At 71.5% G+C, this 21,337-nt stretch carries 19 protein-coding genes; 15 read left to right on the top strand and 4 right to left on the bottom strand.

The genetic code is table 11. The features are described 5' to 3' along the window. Nucleotides 1-199 precede the first annotated feature (199 nt). The 8 genes from ACFV9D_RS34380 to ACFV9D_RS34345 all read left to right on the top strand — a co-directional run bounded on the left by ACFV9D_RS34380 (nucleotide 200) and on the right by ACFV9D_RS34345 (nucleotide 10,828). Nucleotides 200-2,125 (top strand): acyl-CoA dehydrogenase family protein, encoded by a 1,926-nt coding sequence (locus ACFV9D_RS34380; protein WP_385155324.1) that lies wholly within the window; start codon nucleotides 200-202, stop codon nucleotides 2,123-2,125. Nucleotides 2,126-2,200: 75 nt separating this feature from the next. Next, complete coding sequence (aroA, locus tag ACFV9D_RS34375; protein WP_385155321.1) at nucleotides 2,201-3,448, top strand: 3-phosphoshikimate 1-carboxyvinyltransferase; 1,248 nt, start codon at nucleotides 2,201-2,203, stop codon at nucleotides 3,446-3,448. 56 nt (nucleotides 3,449-3,504) lie between these two features. Then, complete coding sequence (gene dxr / locus ACFV9D_RS34370; protein WP_385155318.1) at nucleotides 3,505-4,767, top strand: 1-deoxy-D-xylulose-5-phosphate reductoisomerase; 1,263 nt, start codon at nucleotides 3,505-3,507, stop codon at nucleotides 4,765-4,767. Further along, complete coding sequence (locus tag ACFV9D_RS34365; protein WP_385155315.1) at nucleotides 4,764-6,068, top strand: M50 family metallopeptidase; 1,305 nt, start codon at nucleotides 4,764-4,766, stop codon at nucleotides 6,066-6,068. The genes dxr and ACFV9D_RS34365 overlap by 4 nt, the downstream gene beginning before the upstream one ends. 102 nt (nucleotides 6,069-6,170) lie before the next feature. Next, nucleotides 6,171-7,328 carry a flavodoxin-dependent (E)-4-hydroxy-3-methylbut-2-enyl-diphosphate synthase gene (ispG, locus tag ACFV9D_RS34360; RefSeq protein ID WP_385155312.1) on the top strand — a complete coding sequence of 386 codons (1,158 nt, stop codon included), beginning with the start codon at nucleotides 6,171-6,173 and terminating at the stop codon, nucleotides 7,326-7,328. Nucleotides 7,329-7,645: 317 nt separating this feature from the next. After that, the gene (locus tag ACFV9D_RS34355) at nucleotides 7,646-8,491 is read left to right on the top strand and encodes a GNAT family N-acetyltransferase (RefSeq protein WP_385155309.1); all 846 of its coding nucleotides are present in this window, start codon (nucleotides 7,646-7,648) and stop codon (nucleotides 8,489-8,491) included. Nucleotides 8,492-8,512: 21 nt separating this feature from the next. Beyond that, the gene (locus ACFV9D_RS34350; RefSeq protein ID WP_385155306.1) at nucleotides 8,513-9,058 is read left to right on the top strand and encodes a GNAT family N-acetyltransferase; all 546 of its coding nucleotides are present in this window, start codon (nucleotides 8,513-8,515) and stop codon (nucleotides 9,056-9,058) included. A gap of 69 nt (nucleotides 9,059-9,127) precedes the next feature. Next, complete coding sequence (locus tag ACFV9D_RS34345) at nucleotides 9,128-10,828, top strand: proline--tRNA ligase (protein ID WP_385155303.1); 1,701 nt, start codon at nucleotides 9,128-9,130, stop codon at nucleotides 10,826-10,828. Between the two features lie 194 nt (nucleotides 10,829-11,022). On the opposite strand, the gene ACFV9D_RS34340 is transcribed toward ACFV9D_RS34345, so the two are convergent. Genes ACFV9D_RS34340 through ACFV9D_RS34325 form a run of 4 tightly spaced genes read right to left on the bottom strand, consistent with a single transcriptional unit; the run spans nucleotide 11,023 to nucleotide 14,071 of the window. Continuing rightward, on the bottom strand, nucleotides 11,023-12,024 hold the full coding sequence (locus ACFV9D_RS34340; protein ID WP_385155299.1) for an SPFH domain-containing protein: 1,002 nt from the start codon (nucleotides 12,022-12,024) through the stop codon (nucleotides 11,023-11,025). Nucleotides 12,025-12,071: 47 nt separating this feature from the next. Further along, nucleotides 12,072-12,971 (bottom strand): aminoglycoside phosphotransferase family protein, encoded by a 900-nt coding sequence (locus ACFV9D_RS34335; protein WP_385155296.1) that lies wholly within the window; start codon nucleotides 12,969-12,971, stop codon nucleotides 12,072-12,074. Between the two features lie 33 nt (nucleotides 12,972-13,004). Beyond that, nucleotides 13,005-13,421 carry a ferritin-like domain-containing protein gene (locus ACFV9D_RS34330; RefSeq protein ID WP_385155293.1) on the bottom strand — a complete coding sequence of 139 codons (417 nt, stop codon included), beginning with the start codon at nucleotides 13,419-13,421 and terminating at the stop codon, nucleotides 13,005-13,007. Beyond that, on the bottom strand, nucleotides 13,418-14,071 hold the full coding sequence (locus tag ACFV9D_RS34325) for a hypothetical protein (RefSeq protein ID WP_385155290.1): 654 nt from the start codon (nucleotides 14,069-14,071) through the stop codon (nucleotides 13,418-13,420). Before ACFV9D_RS34325 ends, ACFV9D_RS34330 begins: the two co-directional genes overlap by 4 nt. Before the next feature lie 152 nt (nucleotides 14,072-14,223). Here ACFV9D_RS34325 and rimP point away from each other — a divergent pair, with 152 nt between their 5' ends. From rimP to truB, 7 genes are all read left to right on the top strand, one after another. Further along, nucleotides 14,224-14,721, top strand: a complete 498-nt coding sequence (rimP, locus tag ACFV9D_RS34320) for a ribosome maturation factor RimP (RefSeq protein WP_385155287.1) — start codon at nucleotides 14,224-14,226, stop codon at nucleotides 14,719-14,721. A 2-nt stretch (nucleotides 14,722-14,723) separates the two neighbouring features. After that, the gene (gene nusA, locus ACFV9D_RS34315) at nucleotides 14,724-15,728 is read left to right on the top strand and encodes a transcription termination factor NusA (RefSeq protein WP_385155284.1); all 1,005 of its coding nucleotides are present in this window, start codon (nucleotides 14,724-14,726) and stop codon (nucleotides 15,726-15,728) included. A 132-nt stretch (nucleotides 15,729-15,860) separates the two neighbouring features. Then, entirely contained in the window at nucleotides 15,861-16,139 is a 279-nt protein-coding gene (locus ACFV9D_RS34310) for a YlxR family protein (RefSeq protein WP_385155281.1), read from the top strand. Nucleotides 16,140-16,286: 147 nt separating this feature from the next. Next, on the top strand, nucleotides 16,287-19,379 hold the full coding sequence (gene infB, locus ACFV9D_RS34305) for a translation initiation factor IF-2 (RefSeq protein ID WP_385155278.1): 3,093 nt from the start codon (nucleotides 16,287-16,289) through the stop codon (nucleotides 19,377-19,379). Between the two features lie 140 nt (nucleotides 19,380-19,519). Then, the gene (locus ACFV9D_RS34300; RefSeq protein ID WP_019889861.1) at nucleotides 19,520-19,813 is read left to right on the top strand and encodes a DUF503 domain-containing protein; all 294 of its coding nucleotides are present in this window, start codon (nucleotides 19,520-19,522) and stop codon (nucleotides 19,811-19,813) included. Between the two features lie 29 nt (nucleotides 19,814-19,842). Continuing rightward, complete coding sequence (gene rbfA / locus ACFV9D_RS34295; protein ID WP_385155273.1) at nucleotides 19,843-20,295, top strand: 30S ribosome-binding factor RbfA; 453 nt, start codon at nucleotides 19,843-19,845, stop codon at nucleotides 20,293-20,295. After that, complete coding sequence (truB, locus tag ACFV9D_RS34290; protein ID WP_385155270.1) at nucleotides 20,292-21,215, top strand: tRNA pseudouridine(55) synthase TruB; 924 nt, start codon at nucleotides 20,292-20,294, stop codon at nucleotides 21,213-21,215. The genes rbfA and truB overlap by 4 nt, the downstream gene beginning before the upstream one ends. Nucleotides 21,216-21,337: the final 122 nt, after the last annotated feature.

The raw sequence follows: 21,337 nt of genomic DNA, 5'->3' as shown, positions 1-21,337 counted from the left end.
CACCACCTATATAAACCCCCCTCGGGTCGTGGCCTGCTTCTTTTGTTTATAACACACACCCTGTGTCCGCCCCCCGCCGGGCGGCCGCCCCCCACTGTGCGGGGGCTCCGGCCGCCTTCTCGTCTTTCCGTACGCTCCGAAATCGGGTACTACGGACGAGTAGCCACAAGCCCCCATCAGCGGCGAGGTGAGTTGGTTCATGTCCGCACCCACGCAGCGGCCCAAGGTCACGGAACGAGAAGCGCGTCAGGTCGCCGAGGCCGCGCGCGAGCAGGACTGGCGCAAACCCAGCTTCGCCAAGGAGCTCTTCCTCGGCCGCTTCCGGCTGGACCTCATCCACCCCCATCCGCTCCCCTCCGACGAGGACGTACGGCGCGGTGAGGCCTTCCTCGCCAAGCTCCGCGCCTTCTGCGAGACGCGGATCGACGGCCGGCTGATCGAGCGCGAGGCCCGGATCCCCGACGAGGTCGTCAGCGGCCTGAAGGAACTCGGCGCGTTCGGGATGAAGATCGACCCGAAGTACGGCGGTCTCGGGCTCACCCAGGTGTACTACAACCGCGCCCTCGCTCTCGTCGGCTCCGCGAGCCCCGCGATCGGCGCGCTGCTCTCGGCGCATCAGTCGATCGGCGTACCGCAGCCCCTGAAGATCTTCGGTACGCAGGAACAGCGCGACACCTACCTCCCCCGCCTCGCCCGCACCGACATCTCCGCCTTCCTCCTCACCGAGCCGGACGTGGGCTCCGACCCGGCCCGGCTCGCCACGACCGCCGTACCGGACGGTGACGACGCCTACGTCATCGACGGGGTGAAGCTCTGGACGACCAACGGCGTCGTCGCCGATCTGCTCGTCGTCATGGCACGGGTGCCGAAGTCGGAGGGGCACCGGGGCGGCATCACCGCCTTCGTCGTCGAGGCGGACTCGCCCGGCATCACCGTCGAGCACCGCAACGCCTTCATGGGCCTGCGCGGGCTGGAGAACGGCGTCACCCGCTTCCACGGCGTCCGGGTGCCCGCCGAGAACCGCATCGGCCCGGAGGGAGCCGGCCTCAAGATCGCGCTCACGACGCTGAACACCGGCCGGCTCTCGCTCCCCGCGATGTGCGTCGGCGCCGGCAAATGGGCGCTGAAGATCGCCCGCGAATGGGCCGCCGTACGGGAGCAGTGGGGCAAGCCGGTCGCACGCCACGAGGCGGTCGGCACGAAGATCTCCTTCATCGCGGCGACCACGTTCGCCCTCGAAGCGGTCGTCGACCTCTCCTCGCAGATGGCCGACGAGGATCGCAACGACATCCGCATCGAGGCCGCGCTCGCCAAGCTCTACGGCTCCGAGATGGGCTGTCTCATCGCCGACGAGCTCGTCCAGATCCGCGGCGGGCGGGGGTACGAGACCGCCGACTCGCTGGCCGCGCGCGGCGAGCGGGCCGTACCGGCCGAGCAGCTGCTCCGCGATCTGCGGATCAACCGGATCTTCGAAGGCTCGACCGAGATCATGCACCTGCTCATCGCCCGCGAGGCCGTCGACGCCCATCTCGCCGTGGCCGGCGACATCATCGACCCCGAGAAGTCGCTGGGCGACAAGGCGAAGGCAGGGGCGCGGGCCGGTGGCTTCTACGCCCGCTGGCTGCCGAAGCTCGTCACCGGACAGGGGCAGGTGCCGGGCGCGTACCGGGAGTTCGGCGACCTCGCGACCCATCTGCGGTACGTGGAGCGGACCTCAAGGAAGCTCGCCCGCTCGACGTTCTACGCGATGTCGCGGTGGCAGGGCCGGATGGAGCTGAAGCAGGCGTTCCTCGGGCGGATCGTGGACATCGGCGCGGAGCTCTTCGCGATGAGCGCGGCGTGCGTACGGGCGGAACTGCTGCGGTCCACCGACGACCACGGCCGGGAGGCCCACGCGCTCGCCGACGCCTTCTGCCGGCAGTCCCGGCTGCGGGTGGAGGAGCTCTTCGGCCGCCTCTGGTCCAACACCGACGAGCTGGACCGCCGGGTGGTGGACGGGGTCCTCGCGGGCCGCTTCGAGTGGCTGGAGGAGGGCGTCGTGGACCCGAGCGGCGACGGTCCCTGGATCGCGGACGCGACCCCGGGCCCGTCGACACAGGAGAACGTCCACCGCAAGATCCCCTGACCACCGTTGTGGGCGGCTGTCCCGCTGGGCGGAACAGCTGCCCACGACCGGGTGCCGACGGGCACCATGGTCCCCGTGACCGTCATCGACATTCCCGGCTCCAAGTCCGTCACCGCCCGCGCGCTCTTCCTCGCCGCCGCCGCCGACGGGACCACCACCCTCCTCCGGCCGCTCCTCTCCGACGACACCGAGGGCTTCGCCGAAGGGCTGAAGGCCCTCGGCTACGAGGTCCGGCAGGAGCCGGGGGCCTGGCACATCGAGGGGCGGCCCACCGGGCCGGCCGCCGACGACGCCGACGTGTACTGCCGCGACGGCGCCACCACCGCCCGCTTCCTCCCCACCCTCGCCGCCGCCGGCCACGGCACCTTCCGCTTCGACGCCTCGCCCCAGATGCGCCGCCGCCCCCTCGGCCCCCTCAGCACCGCGCTGCGCACCCTCGGCGTCGACCTCCGGCACGAGGAGAACGAGGGCCACCACCCGCTCACCGTCACCGCCCACGGGATCAAGGGCGGCGAGCTCACCCTCGACGCCGGCCAGTCCTCCCAGTACCTGACCGCGCTGCTCATGCTCGGCCCGCTCACCGCCGAGGGCCTCGCCATCACCGTCACCGACCTGGTCTCGGAGCCGTACGTCGAGATCACCCTCGCGATGATGCGGGCCTTCGGGGCACGGATCACGCAGGAAGGCCGCACGTACACCGTCGCGCCCACCGGCTACACGGCGACCACCTACGCCATCGAGCCCGACGCCTCCACGTCCTCCTACTTCTTCGCCGCCGCCGCCCTCGAAGCCGGCCGGACCGTCACCGTCCCCGGCCTCGGCACCGGCGCCCTCCAGGGCGACCTCGGCTTCGTCGACGTCCTGCGCCGGATGGGCGCGGACGTCGAGATCACCGACAGCGAAACCACCGTCCGCGGCACCGGAACCCTGCGCGGCCTGACCGTCAACATGCGCGACATCTCCGACACGATGCCGACGCTCGCAGCCCTCGCGCCGTTCGCCGACGGACCGGTCCGCATCGAGGACGTCGCCAACACCCGCGTCAAGGAGTGCGACCGCCTCGACGCCTGCGCCGAGAACCTCCGCCGGCTCGGCATCACGGTCTCGACCGGCCCCGACTGGATCGAGATCCACCCCGGCACCCCCGCCGGTCCCGCCGAGATCGCCACCCACGGCGACCACCGGATCGTCATGTCCTTCGCGGTCACCGGCCTGCGCACGCCGGGCATCGCGTTCGACGACCCCGGCTGCGTACGGAAGACGTTCCCGGACTTCCACCACGTCTTCGGCACGGCCTTCGGAGCCTTCTCCCGCACCCGGTGAGAGCGTTCACCCGCACCCAGTGAAGAGCGCGCAGTCTTTGCGGCAAGAATGGGGGCATGAGCGATCGCCCCTCTCCTCTCGCCGACCCGCACATCGTCTTCGCACCGGTCGAAGGCCGCCGGGACATCGTCGTCCTCGGCTCCACGGGATCCATCGGTACGCAGGCCATCGACCTGGTCCTGCGCAACCCCGACCGCTTCCGGGTCACCGCCCTCGCCGCCTCCGGCGGCCGGGTGGAGCTGCTCGCCGAGCAGGCGCACCGACTGCGGGTCGGCGCGGTCGCCGTCGCCCGCGAGGACAAGGCACCCGAGCTGCGCGAGGCGCTGACCAGGCTTTACGGCCCCGGCGCCGCGCTGCCCGAGATCCTCGCGGGACCCGACGCCGCCACGCAGCTCGCCGCCTCGCCCTGCCACACGGTGCTCAACGGCATCACCGGTTCCATCGGCCTGGCACCCACGCTGGCCGCCCTCGAAGCCGGCCGCACCCTCGCCCTGGCCAACAAGGAGTCGCTGATCGTCGGCGGCCCGCTGGTCAAGGCGCTCGCCAAGCCCGGCCAGATCATCCCGGTCGACTCCGAGCACGCCGCCCTCTTCCAGGCGCTCGCCGCCGGCACCCGTGCCGACGTCCGCAAGCTGGTCGTCACCGCCTCCGGAGGCCCCTTCCGCGGCCGGACGCGCGCCGAGCTGGCGAGCGTCACCCGCGAGGACGCGCTCGCCCACCCCACCTGGGCCATGGGCCCGGTCATCACGGTCAACAGCGCCACTCTTGTGAACAAGGGCCTGGAGGTCATCGAGGCGCACCTCCTCTACGACATCCCCTTCGACCGCATCGAGGTCGTCGTCCACCCCCAGTCGTACGTCCACTCGATGGTCGAGTTCACGGACGGCTCCACCCTCGCTCAGGCCACCCCGCCGGACATGCGCGGCCCGATCGCCCTCGGCATCGGCTGGCCCGAGCGGGTCCCGGACGCGGCCCCCGCCTTCGACTGGACCAAGGCGTCCAGCTGGGAGTTCTTCCCGCTCGACACCGAGGCGTTCCCGTCCGTGGGCCTGGCCCGGCACGTCGGCGCCCTGGGCGGCACCGCACCCGCCGTCTTCAACGCCGCGAACGAGGAGTGCGTGGAGGCGTTTCTCGCCGGACGGCTGCCGTTCAACGGAATCATGGATACGGTCACGGCAGTCGTCACCGAACACGGGCAGCCCACCAAGGGAACCTCGCTCACGGTGTCGGACGTCCTGGAAGCGGAGACCTGGGCCCGCGCCCGGGCCCGTGAACTGGCAGAAATCGCAGCGAAGGCAACCGCGGAGGCGCGCGCATGACCGTACTTCTGACGCTCCTCGGCATCGCGCTGTTCGCGGTGGGGCTGCTCGTCTCCATCGCCTGGCACGAACTCGGCCACCTCTCCACGGCCAAGCTCTTCGGCATCCGCGTGCCGCAGTACATGGTCGGCTTCGGCCCCACCATCTGGTCGAAGAAGAAGGGCGAGACGGAGTACGGCATCAAGGCCATCCCGGCCGGCGGCTACATCCGCATGATCGGGATGTTCCCGCCCGGCAAGGACGGCCGCATCGAGGCCCGCTCCACCTCGCCCTGGCGCTCCATGATCGAGGACGCCCGCGAGGCCTCCTTCGAGGAACTCCAGCCCGGCGACGAGAAGCGGCTCTTCTACACGCGCAAGCCGTGGAAGCGCGTCATCGTCATGTTCGCCGGCCCGTTCATGAACCTGATCCTCGCCGTCCTGCTGTTCTTCGGCAGCGCCATGGCCGTCGGGTTCGAGACCCAGACCACCAAGGTCGCCGGCGTCACCAACTGCGTCATCGACCAGAGCGAGAAGCGCGACACCTGCAAGGCCGGCGACCGCGAGTCGCCCGCCAAGGCCGCCGGGCTCCTCAAGGGCGACCGCATCGTCGCCTTCAACGGCGAACGCGTCACGGACTGGAACACCCTCTCCGACCGCATCCGCGCCACCACCGGCCAGGCGACCGTCACCGTCCAGCGCGACGGCAAGGAGCTCGACCTGCGGGCCACGCTCCTCGAGAACAAGGTGCTCAAGAAGGACGCGGACGGCAACGTCGTCCAGCCCGCCGAGTACGTCACCGCCGGCTACCTGGGCTTCGAGTCCGGCCGCGAGGTCGTCCCGCTCACCTTCGGCGAGTCCGCCTCCCGCATGACCGACCAGCTCCAGGCCGGCGCCGAAGCCGTCCTCGCCCTGCCCGGCAAGATCCCGGACCTCTGGGACGCCACCTTCGGCGACGGCGAGCGCAAGCAGGACTCCCCGGTCGGCGTCGTCGGCGCCGCCCGCATCAGCGGCGAGCTGATGAACATCGACGCGCCGCCGCAGACCATCCTGGTCTTCTTCCTGCAGCTCGTCGTCATGTTCAACGTCTCGCTGTTCCTGTTCAACATGCTCCCGCTGCTCCCGCTCGACGGCGGCCACATCGCCGGCGCCCTGTGGGAGTCCGTACGCCGCCACACGGCACGGCTGTTCCGGCGCCCGGACCCGGGACCGTTCGACGTGGCCAAGCTGATGCCCGCCGCCTATGTCGTGGCGGGAGTGTTCGTCTGCTTCACGCTCCTCGTCCTCGCCGCCGACATCGTCAACCCGGTGAAGCTGACGTGACGGGAGGGTGGCCGGACCCCCGGGGTGTCCGGCCGCCCGCCGCGGGGGCGGTAATCTCGAAGACCTGAGCCCGATGAACCACACCTTGGGGTTGTACAGCTGATGACCGCGATCTCTCTCGGTATCCCTACCGTTCCGACCAAGCTCGCTGAGCGGCGCAAGAGCCGCCAGATCCAGGTCGGATCGGTGGCCGTCGGCGGCGACGCACCCGTCTCGGTGCAGTCGATGACGACGACGCGTACCTCCGACATCGGCGCCACGCTCCAGCAGATCGCCGAGCTGACCGCCTCCGGCTGCCAGATCGTCCGAGTGGCCTGCCCCACCCAGGACGACGCCGACGCGCTGGCGACCATCGCCCGCAAGTCGCAGATCCCGGTGATCGCGGACATCCATTTCCAGCCGAAGTACGTCTTCGCCGCCATCGACGCCGGCTGCGCCGCGGTCCGCGTCAACCCCGGCAACATCAAGCAGTTCGACGACAAGGTCAAGGAGATCGCGCACGCCGCCAAGGCCGCGGGCACCCCGATCCGGATCGGCGTCAACGCGGGCTCCCTCGACGCCCGGCTGCTGAAGAAGTACGGCAAGGCCACCCCCGAGGCGCTGGTCGAGTCCGCGCTGTGGGAGGCGTCCCTCTTCGAGGAGCACGGCTTCGGCGACATCAAGATCTCGGTCAAGCACAACGACCCGGTCGTCATGGTCAACGCCTACCGCCAGCTCGCCGCCCAGTGCGACTACCCGCTGCACCTCGGCGTCACCGAGGCCGGCCCCGCCTTCCAGGGCACCATCAAGTCCGCCGTCGCCTTCGGCGCGCTGCTCTCCGAGGGCATCGGCGACACCATCCGCGTCTCGCTCTCCGCGCCCCCGGTCGAGGAGGTCAAGGTCGGCAACCAGATCCTGGAGTCGCTGAACCTCAAGCCGCGCCGCCTGGAGATCGTCTCCTGCCCCTCCTGCGGCCGCGCCCAGGTCGACGTCTACAAGCTCGCCGAAGAGGTCACCGCCGGCCTCGAGGGCATGGAGGTCCCGCTGCGCGTCGCCGTCATGGGCTGCGTCGTCAACGGCCCCGGCGAGGCCCGCGAGGCCGACCTCGGCGTCGCCTCCGGCAACGGCAAGGGCCAGATCTTCGTCAAGGGCGAGGTCATCAAGACCGTCCCCGAGTCGAAGATCGTCGAGACCCTCATCGAGGAGGCGATGAAGATCGCCGAGCAGATGGAGAAGGACGGCGTGATGTCGGGCGAGCCGACGGTCGCCATCGGCGTCTGACCGCATACGTACGCCACGAGGCCCCGGCGCCCAGCGCGCCGGGGCCTCGCGCCGTCCGCGCGCCGGTACCCCGTGCTGTCCGCGCGCCGGGTCCCCCGCGGCGTCCCTGTGCAGGGGGCAGCGGGCCCGCGACGCCGGGGCGAGGCAGGCGACCCACGGTCGTCGGCATGGCGACCCACGGGCGTCGGCCAGGGACGCACGGACCTCGGCCGAGGACCCACCGGCGCCGGCCGGGATCTCGGCGCACCCACCCGACACCTCGGCGGTGCGCCAGGTAAAGTGCGGAGATCAGCAGACCGCATGGTGAGGCCCCCCTCGTGTTGACGCAGACCACCACCCGGGTCCTCGAACCCGCTGACCTCGGCGCCGCGCTCGCCGTCCTCGAGAGCGCCCCCGTCGAGAACGCCTTCGTGACCGCCCGCGTCCAGGCCGCCGGACTCGACCCCTGGCGCCTCGGCGGCGAGATGTGGGGCTGGTACAGCGACGGGCACCTGCGCTCGCTCTGCTACTCCGGCGCCAACCTCGTCCCCCTCTGCGCCACCCCCGACGCCGTCCGTGCCTTCGCCGACCGCGCCCGCAGGACCGGCCGCCGCTGCTCCTCCATCGTCGGCCCCGTCGAGCCCACCACCCAGCTCTGGCGGCTCCTCGAACCCAGCTGGGGCCCCGCCCGCGACGTCCGCGCGCACCAGCCGCTGATGGTCACCGAGGAGCCCTCCGCCACCGTCGAGCCCGACCCCCTCGTCCGCCGTATCCGCAAGGACGAGATGGAGGTGATCATGCCCGCGTGCGTGGCCATGTTCACCGAGGAGGTCGGCATCTCGCCCATGGCAGGCGACGGCGGACTCCTCTACCAGGCCCGCGTCGCCGAACTCGTCGGCGCCGGCCGCTCCTTCGCCCGCATCGAGGACGGCAAGGTCGTCTTCAAGGCCGAGATCGGCGCCGCCACCCGCCAGGCCTGCCAGATCCAGGGCGTCTGGGTCGCCCCCGAGTTCCGTGGCCGCGGCCTCTCCGAGACCGGCATGGCCGCCGTGCTCCGCTACGCCCTCGCCGACGTCGCTCCCGTCGTCAGCCTGTACGTCAACGACTACAACGCCCCGGCCAGGGCCGCGTACCGGCGCGTCGGCTTCCGCGAGGTCGGGGCCTTCATGAGCGTGCTGTTCTGAGGCGCTTGTAAGGTGCTTCGCATGGATGTCGCTGACGTCACGATCGGACCGATCAATCTCGCCGCGCGGGTGGACGACGCCCTCGCCGTCCAGACGCTCGCCTTCGGGCTGAGCGCGGACGAGATCGTCGTACGACGCCATATCGTGCTCCGCCATCTGCTCAACCCCGGTGCCTGCGCGTACGGCGCGACCGACGCCGCCGGCCGGCTGGTCGGCTTCGTGTACGGGATGCCCAACGACCGCACCCACTGGTGGTCCGGCGTCGTGGAACCGTACCTCCGCGCCACCGGCACCGAGGACTGGCTCGACGACTCGTTCGTGATCACCGAGCTCCACGTCCACCCCGCCTACCAGGGCCGGGGCGTCGGCCGTGAGCTGATCACCACCATCACCGACCAGTCGGAGCTGTCCCGCTCGATCCTCTCCGCGATCGACACCGAGAGCCCGGCCCGCGGCCTCTACCGCTCCCTCGGCTACGTCGACCTGGCCCGGCAGGTCGTCTTCCCCAGCGCACCCCGTCCGTACGCCGTGATGGGTGCCCCGCTGCCCCTCCCGCGCCGGAACTGATTTCCGCCCTCGCGGGCCGCCCGGCTAACCTCCTAGCCATCACCCTTACCCGGCAGGAGTACGAGAACCATGGCCAACGCACCGGTCCAGCGCATGTCCCAGTTGATGGCGAAGACGCTGCGCGACGACCCGGCGGACGCCGAGGTCCTCAGCCACAAGCTCCTCGTCCGCGCCGGCTACGTCCGCCGCACCGCCGCCGGCATCTGGAGCTGGCTGCCGCTGGGCAAGAAGGTCCTCGCCAATGTCGAGCGCATCGTCCGCGAGGAGATGGACGCCATCGGCGCGCAGGAGGTTTCCCTCCCCGCTCTGCTGCCGCGTGAGCCCTACGAGGCGACCGGCCGCTGGGACGAGTACGGCGCCGAGCTCTTCCGCCTCCAGGACCGCAAGGGCGGCGACTACCTCCTCGGCCCGACCCATGAGGAGATCTTCACCCTCCTGGTGAAGGACCAGTGCTCGTCCTACAAGGACCTGCCGGTCATCCTGTACCAGATCCAGACGAAGTTCCGCGACGAGGCCCGCCCCCGCGCCGGCATCCTGCGCGGCCGCGAGTTCCTCATGAAGGACTCGTACTCCTTCGACACCGAGGACGAGGGCCTCGCCCAGTCCTACGCCCTGCACCGCGAGGCGTACCGTCGCGTGTTCGAGCGCCTCGGCCTCGACTACCGCATCGTCGCCGCGACCGCGGGCGCGATGGGCGGCTCGAAGTCCGAGGAATTCCTCGCCCCGGCGGAGGCCGGCGAGGACACCTTCGCCGACTGCCCGAACTGCGACTTCGCCGCGAACACCGAGGCGGTCGCCTACGAGCTGAAGTCGGTGGACGGCTCCGCCGTCGCGGCCGCCGAGGAGATCCCCACCCCGGACACCCCGACCATCGAGACCCTCGCGGCCTCGCTCGGCGTCCCGGCCTCCGCCACGCTGAAGAACCTGCTGGTGAAGGTCGACGGCGAGATCGTGGCCGTCGGCGTCCCGGGCGACCGCGAGGTCGACATGGGCAAGGTCGAGGCCCACTTCGCCCCGGCGGTCGTCGAGATGGTCACCGAGACGGACTTCGTGGCTCGTCCGGACCTGGTCCGCGGGTACGTCGGCCCGCAGGGCCTGGAGAAGGTCACGTACCTCGCTGACCCGCGCGTGGCGCCGGGCACGGCGTGGATCACGGGCGCCAACAAGGAGGGCATGCACGCGAAGAACGTGGTCGCGGGCCGTGACTTCGAGGTCGACGAGTACGTCGACGTCGTGGTCGTCCAGGAGGGCGACCCGTGCCCGAAGTGCGGCACCGGCCTGAAGCTGGACCGCGCCATCGAGATCGGCCACATCTTCCAGCTGGGCCGCAAGTACGCCGACGCCCTCAAGCTCGACGTCCTCGGCCAGAACGGCAAGCCCGTCCGCGTCACCATGGGCTCCTACGGCATCGGCGTCTCGCGCGCCGTCGCCGCGCTCGCCGAGCAGACCGCCGACGACAAGGGCCTGTGCTGGCCCGCCGAGGTCGCCCCGGCCGACGTCCACGTCGTCGCCGCCGGCAAGGCCGCCCAGATCGAACTGGCCCTCGAGGTCTCCGACAAGCTCTCCGCGGCCGGCCTCCGCGTCCTGGTCGACGACCGCGCGGGCGTCTCCCCGGGCGTGAAGTTCACCGACGCGGAGCTCATGGGCGTCCCGAAGATCCTCGTCGCCGGCCGCCGCGCGGCGGAGGGCATCGTGGAACTGAAGGACCGCCGCACGGGCGAGCGCGAAGAACTCCCGGTGACCGAGGCGATCGCCCGCCTGAGCGCGTAGCGCAAATACCCCCGCCCGTTGTGGGCAGGCGTTCCGCAGGGCGGAACGGGTGGGCACAACCCCACGACGGCGCCGCACCTGTGAGCACCGTACGAACCGGGGGCCTGGGCCCGGCAAGGGCGCCGTCCGTTGTGCCCACCCGTTCCGCCCCAGCGGAACGAATGCCCACAACGGGAGTGGGGAGGGCGGCCGATTCAGGCCGCTTCGTCCCGTGGTGGCGGGTCCGCTGGGGCGCCCAGGAGCGTGTCGTCCGGGAGGTCCGGGAGGTCTCCCAGGTCCGGGAGGTCGGTCGTCAGGCGGGGCTCCTCAGGGGGCGTCCCGGCCGGGAGGCCCGGCACGGGGTCCTGGAAGGTCTCCGGCGGGGCCACCGGGGGAGCCTCCCGCGCCTCCCGCGCCTCCGGCGCCGTCCCGGCCTCCCCCGCCGCCTCCCCGTGCGGCTGCGCAGCCCGCTCCAGGAACCGCAGCAGCTCCACCGGAATGGGCAGCACCAGCGTCGAGTTCTTCTCCGCGGACACCGCCATCACCGTCTGCAGCAGCCTCAGCTGCAGCGCCGCCGGCTGCGTCGACATGACCCCCGCCGCCTCCGCCAGCTTCTTCGACGCCTGCAGCTCCGCGTCCGCGTTGATCACCCGCGCCCGCCGCTCCCGGTCCGCCTCCGCCTGCCGCGCCATGGACCGCTTCATGGTCTCCGGCAGCGAGACGTCCTTGATCTCGACCCGGTCGATCGCGACACCCCACCCCATCGCCGGGCTGTCCAGCATCAGCTCGAGCCCTTGGTTGAGCTTCTCCCGGTTCGACAGCAGGTCGTCCAGATCGCTCTTGCCGATGATCGACCGCAGCGAGGTCTGCGCCATCTGCGAGACCGCGAACTTGTAGTCCTCGACCCGCACCAGCGCGTCCGCCGCGTCGACCACCTTGAAGTACACGACCGCGTCCACCCGCACCGTCACGTTGTCCCGGGTGATGCCCTCCTGCGCCGGCACCGGCAACGTCACGATCTGCAGGTTCACCTTGTGCAGCCGGTCGACGACCGGCACGATCATCGTGAATCCCGGCTGCCTGACATCCTTCAGCAGCCGGCCGAAGCGGAAGACCACGCCCCGCTCGTACTGCTTCACCACGCGCGCGGCCGCCGCCGCGTACACCACGGCCGCTGTTGCGGTCGCTGCCGCCGCTGTCAACAGCTCCTCGACCATCACGGCCCCCTGAGGTCCGAGCCGAGCGTTACAGCTTAGGTATTCCCCTACAGCCAGCCCGCGAACTCGAGCAGCAGCTCCGCATCCTGTCGGCGCCCCGCCGTCAGCGCCCGCGTACCCGACTCGACCGCCCGGAAAAGCGTCCAGCCCCGCAGCCGCTCCCGGTCCACCTCCAGCGAGTCCGCCAGTTTGTTGACCCGCCGGCGGGCCGCCGAGGCCCCCGCCGAGGCCGCCACCAGGTCCTCGACCCGGTCCCGTACGAGACGCGCCAGATCGTAGGCGCGCTCGCCGACCAGCGGCTCGGGGCCCACGGCCAGCCAGGGCGCGCGGTCGCCGGCCAGGACCTTGCCCTGCCGGAAGCAGCCGTGCAGCAGCAGCGTCTCGGGGGAGTGGGCGACCAGCTCCTCGCGTGCCGCCAGTGCGGCCGCCGTCAGCGCACCGGTCTCGGCGTCGGCGCGGTAGGACTCCATCGCCGCCGCCTGCCGGGCCGTGCGCTCGGCCACCGACTCGAAGCCGTGCCCCACGGGCGGTTCGACCCACAGCTTGCGCACCGTCCCCGCGGCCTCCAGGAGCGCCTTCGCCTCCGGCAGCGACCGCAGCGACACCTCGGGGTGCAGCCGTTCGAGGACCAGCGAGCCGTCCGCGCCCGCTTCGAGCAGCCGCACCGCGCCCCAGCCGTTCCAGTGGGCCAGCGCGTCCCGCTCCAGGTCCGGCCGGGCGGCCTCAGGGGCGATCTTCAGCGCCGCCGGAGAGCCGTCCGGCCGCCGTACGAGCACGACGAGGCTGCTGCGCCCGCCGGGTGCCATCACCCGCTCGCTGTCCAGGGAGGCGTGCTCCAGCGCGCTCTGCGCGAGCTCGGGCAGCTTCCCGAGCCACTCGGCCGCGACAGCGTCCCCGTACGTCTCGCCGAGCGCCCGCACCAGTCGCTGCGGCGGTTCGAAACCCATGCGTGCCTTTGTTCCTTCTGGTCAGGGAAGGACTCACACCCGCTCGGCGAGCCCAGGAAAGGTTACGTCGGTCCCGCGCCAGCGAACGGCCCGTACCGCCGCCTCGCGCAACGCGGCGGCCGCGTCCCGCCGCAGCGGTCCCTCCGCGGCCCGTACGAGATCGGAGTACACCCCGGCGACCCGGTCCTCCAGGACCGCGGCGAGCCGGACGGCCGCGGCCGTGTCCGGTACCGCGAACGGCAGCTCGTAGCCGGCCGCCGCGGCCGCCGGCTCCCCGCCCAGGTCCCGTACGGTCCTGCGCAGCGCGTCCCGCCGTGCCCGGTGGGCCTCGTACGCCGCGCCGGCCTCCGCGCGCCGTTCGGCACCGATCCGGCCGCCGACGACCCCGTACCCGTACACCGCCGCGTGCTCGGCGGCGAGCGCGGCCTGCGCCGCGTCGAGGGCGCTCATGCCCGGCCTCCTTCGGTCAGCAGATAGGCGTGGGCAGCTCCGGCCGCCGCCACCGAGGCGAGCAGACGGGCGTACTCGGGCGGTGCGTCGAGCAGCGTGGCCGCGTGTGCGTCGGCGGTGGTCCGGGCGGCGGCCGCCAGCTCCTTGAGAGCGGCCGCCGGATCGGCCGGCACGGGGACGGGCGCGGGCGATGTGCCGCGCCGACCCGTTCCGCCGTCGGCCGCGGAGGGCTGGGCCGAAGGGTCGGCGGCCATTCCTTTGTCGGCATCCGCCGGTCGGGTGTCCGCCGAAGGGGCGGCCTTGCCCCCCGTGACGGGCGCCGAGGCACCGTCTGTCGCCCGACCGCCGTCGTCCTGCGGCGCCACCCCTTCGGCCAGGGCGGCCGCGTGCGCGGCCACCGCGCGCCGCAGCGGGGTCAGCCGCGCCGTCAGCGACGGGTGCGCGGCGAGCACCGCGTCGTAACGTTCCAGCAGGGACCGGCTCGCCGCCGCCGAACGGCGCCGCAGCGCCGCCTCGGCGAGCGCCGCCCGTTCGGCCGCGGTCTGCTTCCTGGGCCGCTCGCCGCCGCCCCCGCCGGACGTGCAGCCGGCCAGCGTCACCGCCCCCGCCGTCAGGAGCGCCCGCCTGCCCACGGTCCCCGTGCGCCCCACATCCACTCCCTCGGCCTCGGTCGAAGATCACCGCAGGCGAGCGTACCCGCGGGCCCCGGCCCCGTGGACGGCAACACCCCCCGCGACCGGATACCCTTTGGTCTGACACGCGACGAAACCACAACAGCACACGCGGCCGAGGAGTCACCCGGATGAGCACCACCCAGAGCGACAGGCTGCGAGCACTTTTTGAGCCGCTCATCGCCTCGCAGGGACTCGACCTCGAGGAGATCGAGGTGGCTTCCGTGGGACGCAAGCGGGTGCTGCGCGTGGTCGTCGACTCCGACGAGGGCGCCGACCTGGACCAGGTCGCCGATGTGAGCCGCGCGCTCTCGGCCACTCTGGACGAGACGGACGTGATGGGCGAGGGGGAGTACGACCTCGAGGTCGGCACCCCGGGCGCGGAGCGCCCCCTCACGGAGCACCGCCACTACGTGCGCGCCACCGGCCGCCTGGCCAAGCTGCAGCTGAACGACGGTGGCGAGGTCGTCGCGCGGATCCTCGACGTGGACGACGACGGCATCGACCTCGAAGTGCCGGGCGTGAAGGGGCGCAAGCCCACCGCCCGCCGGGTCGAGTTCACCGACATCGCCAAGGCGCGTGTCCAGATCGAGTTCAACCGCAAGGACAAGAAGGAAGAGGAGGCGTAGCCGTGGACATCGACGTGAAGCTCCTGAAGGGCTTGGCACAAGAGAAGGAGATCTCCTTCGAACTGTTGGTCGAGGCGATCGAGTCGGCCCTCCTCATCGCCTACCACCGCACCCCCGACGCCCGTCGCCACGCGCGCGTGGAGCTGAACCGGCAGACCGGTCACGTGACGGTGTGGGCGAAGGAAGACCCCTCCGAGCTGGAGGAGGGCCAGGAGCCCAAGGACTTCGACGACACCCCGTCGGACTTCGGCCGGATCGCGGCGAGCACCGCCCGCCAGGTCATCCAGCAGCGGCTGCGCGACGCCGAGAACGACGTCACCTTCGGCGAGTACGCCCGCCGCGAGGGCGACATCGTCGCCGGCATGGTGCAGCAGGGCAAGGACCCGAAGAACGTCCTCGTCAAGCTGGACGACAAGCTGGAGGCCATCCTTCCGGTGCAGGAGCAGGTGCCCGGCGAGGAGTACACGCACGGCCTGCGGCTGCGCACGTACGTGGTCCGGGTCGCCAAGGGTGTCCGCGGTCCGTCCGTCACCCTTTCGCGCACCCACCCCAATCTGGTGAAGAAGCTGTTCGCGCTGGAGGTCCCCGAGATCGCCGACGGTTCCGTCGAGATCGCGGCGATCGCCCGTGAGGCGGGTCACCGCACCAAGATCGCCGTACGGTCCACCCGTTCGGGCCTGAACGCCAAGGGCGCCTGCATCGGCCCCATGGGCAGCCGCGTGCGCAATGTCATGGCGGAGCTGCTCGGCGAGAAGATCGACATCGTCGACTGGTCCGACGACCCGGCCGAGATGGTGGCCAGCGCGCTCTCCCCGGCCCGGGTCTCCAAGGTCGAGATCGTCGACCTGGCCGCCCGCTCCGCCCGGGTGACCGTGCCGGACTACCAGCTCTCGCTGGCGATCGGCAAGGAGGGGCAGAACGCCCGCCTCGCCGCGCGCCTCACCGGCTGGCGCATCGACATCCGTCCGGACACGGAGCACCCGTCCGACGAGCGCGACCGGGACTGATCGCGCCGCAGGGGCGGGCCGCAAGGAATAGTTCCCGCCCTCGTCACGTTGTGTGAGGGCGAGATCACGACAAACGACCGTTCGATTTTTGCCCCAAACGGGTGAGGTCGGTACGGGGAGGTAGACTTAACCGTGTCTGGCCGGACGCAAGCCCGCGCGTGCCCTGAACGAACCTGTGTGGGATGTCGGGAGCGAGCGGCCAAGAGCGATCTGCTGCGCATCGTGGCGGTCGAGGGCGCATGCGTCCCCGATCATCGCGGTACGCTGCCCGGCCGGGGTGCGTATCTGCACCCCGCCTCGGTCTGTCTCGACCTGGCGGTCCGCCGCCGGGCGTTCCCGAGGGCCTTCAGGGTCCAGGGGCCGCTCGAAACGGCGGATATTCGCTATCACGTAGAGCGGCAGACTTTGTAAGAAGAAGTACGGCACGGAACACCGTGCGGTCAGGTACCTCGCGAGTTGGAAGTAGGTCGAGATTGCGATGAGCACTCGATGAGTACGCGATGAGTACGCCCATGAAGTAGCGACGGTCCGGCGGTAACCGGACCTAAAAGGAGCGAAGTGGCTAAGGTCCGGGTATACGAACTCGCCAAGGAGTTCGGTGTGGAGAGCAAGGTCGTCATGGCCAAGCTCCAAGAACTCGGTGAATTCGTCCGTTCGGCGTCCTCGACTATCGAGGCGCCGGTCGTGCGCAAGTTGACTGATGCGCTGCAGGGTCCCGGCGGTTCCGCCGGCAAGACCGCTGCCAAGCCTGGCGCGCCTCGCAAGGCCGCCCCCTCGAAGCCCGCGGCGCCGTCTCCGGCCGCCGCGGCACGTCCCGCTGCCCCGAAGCCCGGCGCCCCGGCCCCCAAGCCGGCCCCCGCCGCGCCCGCGGCCCCGGTCACGCCGGTGGCTCCCGCGAGCAGCACCCCCTCTCCGGCTCCGGCCGCCTCGGGCCCCCGCCCGGGTCCGAAGCCCGCGCCCAAGCCGGTCACGCCGGCTCCGGCCGCCCCCGAGTTCACCGCGCCTCCGTCGGCTCCCGCCGCCGGTCAGCGTCCCGGTGGCGCGGCCCCGGGACCCCGTCCCGCCGGCGAGCGTCCCGCCCGTCCGGGTCAGGGCGCGCCGCGTCCGCAGGGCCAGGGTGCCCCGCGTCCGCAGGGCCAGGGCGCTCCGCGTCCGGGCGGTGCCCGTCCGGCCGGTCCGCGTCCGGGCAACAACCCCTTCACCTCGGGTGGCTCCACCGGAATGGCGCGCCCGCAGGCGCCCCGTCCGGGTGGCGGTGCCCCCCGTCCCGGCGGCGGTGCCGCTCCGGGTGCCCCGCGTCCGCAGGGCGGCCCCGGTGGCGCCCCGCGTCCTCAGGGCCAGGGCGGCGCGCGTCCCACCCCCGGTGGCATGCCGCGTCCGCAGGCTCCCCGTCCGGGCGGCGCGCCCGGCGGTAACCGTCCGAACCCCGGCATGATGCCGCAGCGTCCCGCTGCCGGCCCGCGTCCCGGTGGTGGCCCCGGCGGTCGTGGCCCCGGTGGCCCCGGCGGTCGTCCGGGTGGCGGCGGCGGTCGTCCCGGTGGCGGCGGCTTCGCCGGCCGTCCGGCCGGTCCCGGCGGTGGCGGCGGCGGCTTCGCCGGTCGTCCCGGTGGTCCCGGTGGTGGCGGCGGCGGTCGTCCGGGTGGTCCCGGCGGCGGTGGCGGCGGCTTCGGCGGTCGTCCCGGCGGCTTCGGTGGACGTCCCGGTGGCCCCGGTGGCCGTGGTGGCACGCAGGGCGCCTTCGGTCGTCCCGGCGGTCCCGCGCGTCGTGGTCGCAAGTCGAAGCGTCAGAGGCGCCAGGAGTACGAGGCCATGCAGGCCCCGTCGGTCGGCGGCGTGATGCTGCCTCGCGGCAACGGCGAGACCATTCGCCTGTCGCGCGGTGCCTCCCTCACCGACTTCGCCGAGAAGATCAACGCCAACCCGGCGTCGCTCGTCGCGGTGATGATGAACCTCGGCGAGATGGTCACGGCCACGCAGTCCGTCTCCGACGAGACGCTGCAGCTCCTCGGCGACGAGATGAACTACACCGTTCAGATCGTCTCCCCCGAGGAGGAGGACCGCGAGCTGCTCGAGTCCTTCGACATCGAGTTCGGCGAGGACGAGGGCGGCGAAGAGGCTCTGGTCTCCCGTCCGCCGGTCGTCACCGTCATGGGTCACGTCGACCACGGAAAGACCCGACTGCTCGACGCGATCCGCAAGACGAACGTCGTCGCGGGCGAGGCCGGTGGCATCACCCAGCACATCGGTGCCTACCAGGTGGGCACCGAGGTCAACGGTGAAGAGCGCCGCATCACCTTCATCGACACCCCGGGTCACGAGGCGTTCACCGCCATGCGTGCCCGTGGTGCGAAGTCGACCGACATCGCGATCCTCGTGGTCGCGGCCAACGACGGCGTCATGCCGCAGACGATCGAGGCGCTCAACCACGCCAAGGCCGCCGGCGTCCCGATCGTCGTCGCGGTCAACAAGATCGACGTCGAGGGTGCCGACCCGACCAAGGTCCGCGGTCAGCTGACCGAGTTCGGTCTGGTGGCCGAGGAGTACGGCGGCGACACGATGTTCGTCGACATCTCCGCCAAGCAGGGTCTGCACATCGACTCCCTGCTGGAGGCCGTCGTCCTCACCGCCGACGCCTCGCTCGACCTGCGTGCCAACCCGGAGCAGGACGCGCAGGGTATTGCGATCGAGTCCCACCTGGACAAGGGCCGCGGTGCCGTCTCGACCGTCCTGGTCCAGCGCGGAACGCTGCGCATCGGCGACACGATGGTCGTCGGCGACGCGTACGGCCGTGTCCGGGCGATGCTCGACGACAAGGGCAACAACGTCGAGGTTGCGACCCCGTCGACTCCCGTCCTGGTCCTGGGTCTCACCAACGTCCCGGGTGCCGGCGACAACTTCCTGGTGGTCGACGAGGACCGTACGGCCCGTCAGATCGCCGAGAAGCGCGCTGCGCGTGAGCGCAACGCCGCCTTCGCCAAGCGCGTCCGCCGGGTGTCCCTCGAGGACCTCGACAAGGTGCTCAAGGCCGGTCTGGTCCAGGAACTCAACCTCATCATCAAGGGCGACGCGTCCGGTGCGGTCGAGGCTCTCGAGTCCTCGCTGCTCCAGCTCGACGTCGGCGAAGAGGTCGACATCCGTGTCCTGCACCGCGGTGTGGGTGCGGTCACCGAGTCCGACATCGACCTGGCCATGGGCTCCGACGCCATCGTCATCGGCTACAACGTCCGCGCTGCGGGCCGTGCCGCGCAGATGGCGGAGCGCGAGGGCGTCGACGTCCGGTACTACTCGGTGATCTACCAGGCCATCGAGGAGATCGAGGCGGCGCTCAAGGGCCTCCTCAAGCCGGAGTACGAAGAGGTCGAGCTCGGTACGGCGGAGATCCGCGAGGTCTTCCGCTCGTCCAAGCTGGGCAACATCGCCGGTGTCCTCATCCGCTCGGGCGAGGTCAAGCGCAACACCAAGGCGCGCCTCATCCGCGACGGCAAGGTCATCGCGGAGAACCTCAACATCGAGGGTCTGCGCCGCTTCAAGGACGACGTCACCGAGATCCGCGAAGGCTTCGAGGGCGGTATCAACCTCGGAAACTTCAACGACATCAAGATCGACGACGTCATCGCGACGTACGAGATGCGCGAGAAGCCGCGCGCCTAAGCGCAGCGGTAGGTCGGGGCCGGTCGGCGGAAGTTATTCCCTCGATCGGCCCCGGCCGTTGCGTGTACGGTTCTGGTGTCCCTGCCAAGCGACGGCGTGGCAGGTCACCGAACCCGAACCGGCGGGACATCCGGCACCGTATGTACGTGGGGACTCTGTCCTTCGATCTGCTCCTCGGCGACGTTCATTCGTTGAAGGAGAAACGCTCCGTCGTCCGGCCCATCGTCGCCGAGCTCCAGCGCAAGTTCTCTGTGAGCGCGGCCGAGGTGGGCGACCAGGACCTCCATCGCAGGGCCCGGCTGGGCGTCGCGCTGGTGTCCGGGGACCCGGGGTTCGTATCGGACGTGCTCGACCGCTGTGAGCGGCTGGTCGCGGCCCGGCCCGAGGTGGAGCTGCTGTCGGTGCGACGCAGGCTCCACACTGATGAAGACTGAATGAGCAAGGCAAAGAAGGAGAAGGACCAGTGGCCGACAACGCGCGGGCGAAGAAGCTGGCGGACCTCATCCGGGAGGTGGTCGCCGAGAAGCTGCAGCGCGGCATCAAGGACCCGCGCCTGGGTACGCACGTGACCATCACGGACACCCGCGTCACCGGTGACCTGCGGGAGGCCACGGTCTTCTACACGGTCTACGGGGACGACGAGGAGCGGGCCAGCGCGGCCGCCGGACTGGAGAGCGCCAAGGGCATCCTGCGCTCCGCCGTCGGTGCCGCGGCCGGGACGAAGTTCACGCCGACGCTGACCTTCGTCGCGGACGCCCTCCCGGAGACCGCGAAGACGATCGAGGACCTCCTCGACAAGGCGCGGGCCTCGGACGCGGCCGTGCGCCAGGCGTCCTCGGGTGCGAAGTACGCCGGCGAGGCCGACCCGTACCGCAAGCCCGAAGACGAGGACGAAGAGGGCACCACCGCCGAATGAGCACCGCAAAGACTCCCCCAGCTGCCGCTGGGAGGGGCCCCCTCGACGGCCTTGTCATCGTCGACAAGCCGTCGGGCTTCACTTCGCACGACGTCGTGGCCAAGATGCGCGGGATCGCCAAGACCCGCCGGGTCGGCCACGCGGGCACGCTCGACCCCATGGCGACGGGCGTCCTCGTCCTCGGCGTGGAGCGGGCGACCAAACTTCTCGGTCACCTCGCGCTGACCGAGAAGGAGTACCTGGGCACCATCCGCCTCGGCCAGACGACGATCACCGACGACGCCGAGGGCGAGATCACGGCCTCCGTGGACGCGTCCGAGGTGACCCGCGAGGCGATCGACGCGGGCGTGGCGGAGCTGACCGGCGCCATCATGCAGGTGCCGTCGAAGGTCTCTGCCATCAAGATCGACGGCAAGCGGTCGTACGCGCGGGTGCGCGGCGGCGAGGAGTTCGAGATCCCGGCCCGGCCGGTCACGGTCTCGTCCTTCCAGGTATACGACGTCCGGGAGGCCGTCGCCGAGGACGGCACGCCCGTCGTGGACCTCGTCGTCTCCGTGGTCTGCTCCTCCGGCACGTACATCCGGGCGCTCGCCCGCGACCTGGGCGCCGGGCTCGGCGTGGGCGGTCATCTGACCGCGCTGCGGCGGACCCGGGTCGGCCCGTACAAGCTGGACTCGGCCCGGACGCTCGACCAGCTCCAGGAGGAGCTGACGGTCATGCCGGTCGCCGAGGCGGCCGCGGCGGCGTTCCCTCGCTGGGACGTCGACGAGAAGCGGGCCCGGCTGCTCCTGAACGGCGTCCGCCTGGAGATGCCGACGTACCCCGCGGGTCCCGTGGCGGTCTTCGCGTCGGACGGGCGTCTGCTGGCGCTCGTGGAGGACCAGAAGGGCAAGGCCAAGAGCCTGGCCGTCTTCGGCTGAGCGACCCCTGCGCCCGGAAGCGGTTCATGGTGGAGCGGGGCCGCGCGCGGGGCCCCCCCACCAAACCCCCCCCGGGGGGGTGTATACCCAACCAACCACACAATAACCCCCTAGGGGCGGCG

Origin of the sequence: Streptomyces sp. NPDC059875 (assembly GCF_042731085.1) — a bacterium.
GTDB lineage: Bacteria > Actinomycetota > Actinomycetes > Streptomycetales > Streptomycetaceae > Streptomyces.
The sequence above is the reverse complement of the archived record's forward strand: the minus strand, read 5'-3'. Positions and strand labels throughout refer to the sequence as shown.

What these genes read in the sequence shown, in the direction of transcription:
- ACFV9D_RS34380 (WP_385155324.1), top strand. Translation starts at nt 200, where the DNA reads ATGTCCGCACCCACGCAGCGGCCCAAGGTCACGGAACGAGAAGCGCGT.
- dxr (WP_385155318.1), top strand. Translation starts at nt 3,505, where the DNA reads ATGAGCGATCGCCCCTCTCCTCTCGCCGACCCGCACATCGTCTTCGCA.
- ACFV9D_RS34365 (WP_385155315.1), top strand. Translation starts at nt 4,764, where the DNA reads ATGACCGTACTTCTGACGCTCCTCGGCATCGCGCTGTTCGCGGTGGGG.
- ispG (WP_385155312.1), top strand. Translation starts at nt 6,171, where the DNA reads ATGACCGCGATCTCTCTCGGTATCCCTACCGTTCCGACCAAGCTCGCT.
- ACFV9D_RS34350 (WP_385155306.1), top strand. Translation starts at nt 8,513, where the DNA reads ATGGATGTCGCTGACGTCACGATCGGACCGATCAATCTCGCCGCGCGG.
- ACFV9D_RS34345 (WP_385155303.1), top strand. Translation starts at nt 9,128, where the DNA reads ATGGCCAACGCACCGGTCCAGCGCATGTCCCAGTTGATGGCGAAGACG.
- ACFV9D_RS34340 (WP_385155299.1), bottom strand. Translation starts at nt 12,024, where the DNA reads ATGGTCGAGGAGCTGTTGACAGCGGCGGCAGCGACCGCAACAGCGGCC.
- ACFV9D_RS34335 (WP_385155296.1), bottom strand. Translation starts at nt 12,971, where the DNA reads ATGGGTTTCGAACCGCCGCAGCGACTGGTGCGGGCGCTCGGCGAGACG.
- ACFV9D_RS34330 (WP_385155293.1), bottom strand. Translation starts at nt 13,421, where the DNA reads ATGAGCGCCCTCGACGCGGCGCAGGCCGCGCTCGCCGCCGAGCACGCG.
- rimP (WP_385155287.1), top strand. Translation starts at nt 14,224, where the DNA reads ATGAGCACCACCCAGAGCGACAGGCTGCGAGCACTTTTTGAGCCGCTC.
- ACFV9D_RS34300 (WP_019889861.1), top strand. Translation starts at nt 19,520, where the DNA reads ATGTACGTGGGGACTCTGTCCTTCGATCTGCTCCTCGGCGACGTTCAT.
- truB (WP_385155270.1), top strand. Translation starts at nt 20,292, where the DNA reads ATGAGCACCGCAAAGACTCCCCCAGCTGCCGCTGGGAGGGGCCCCCTC.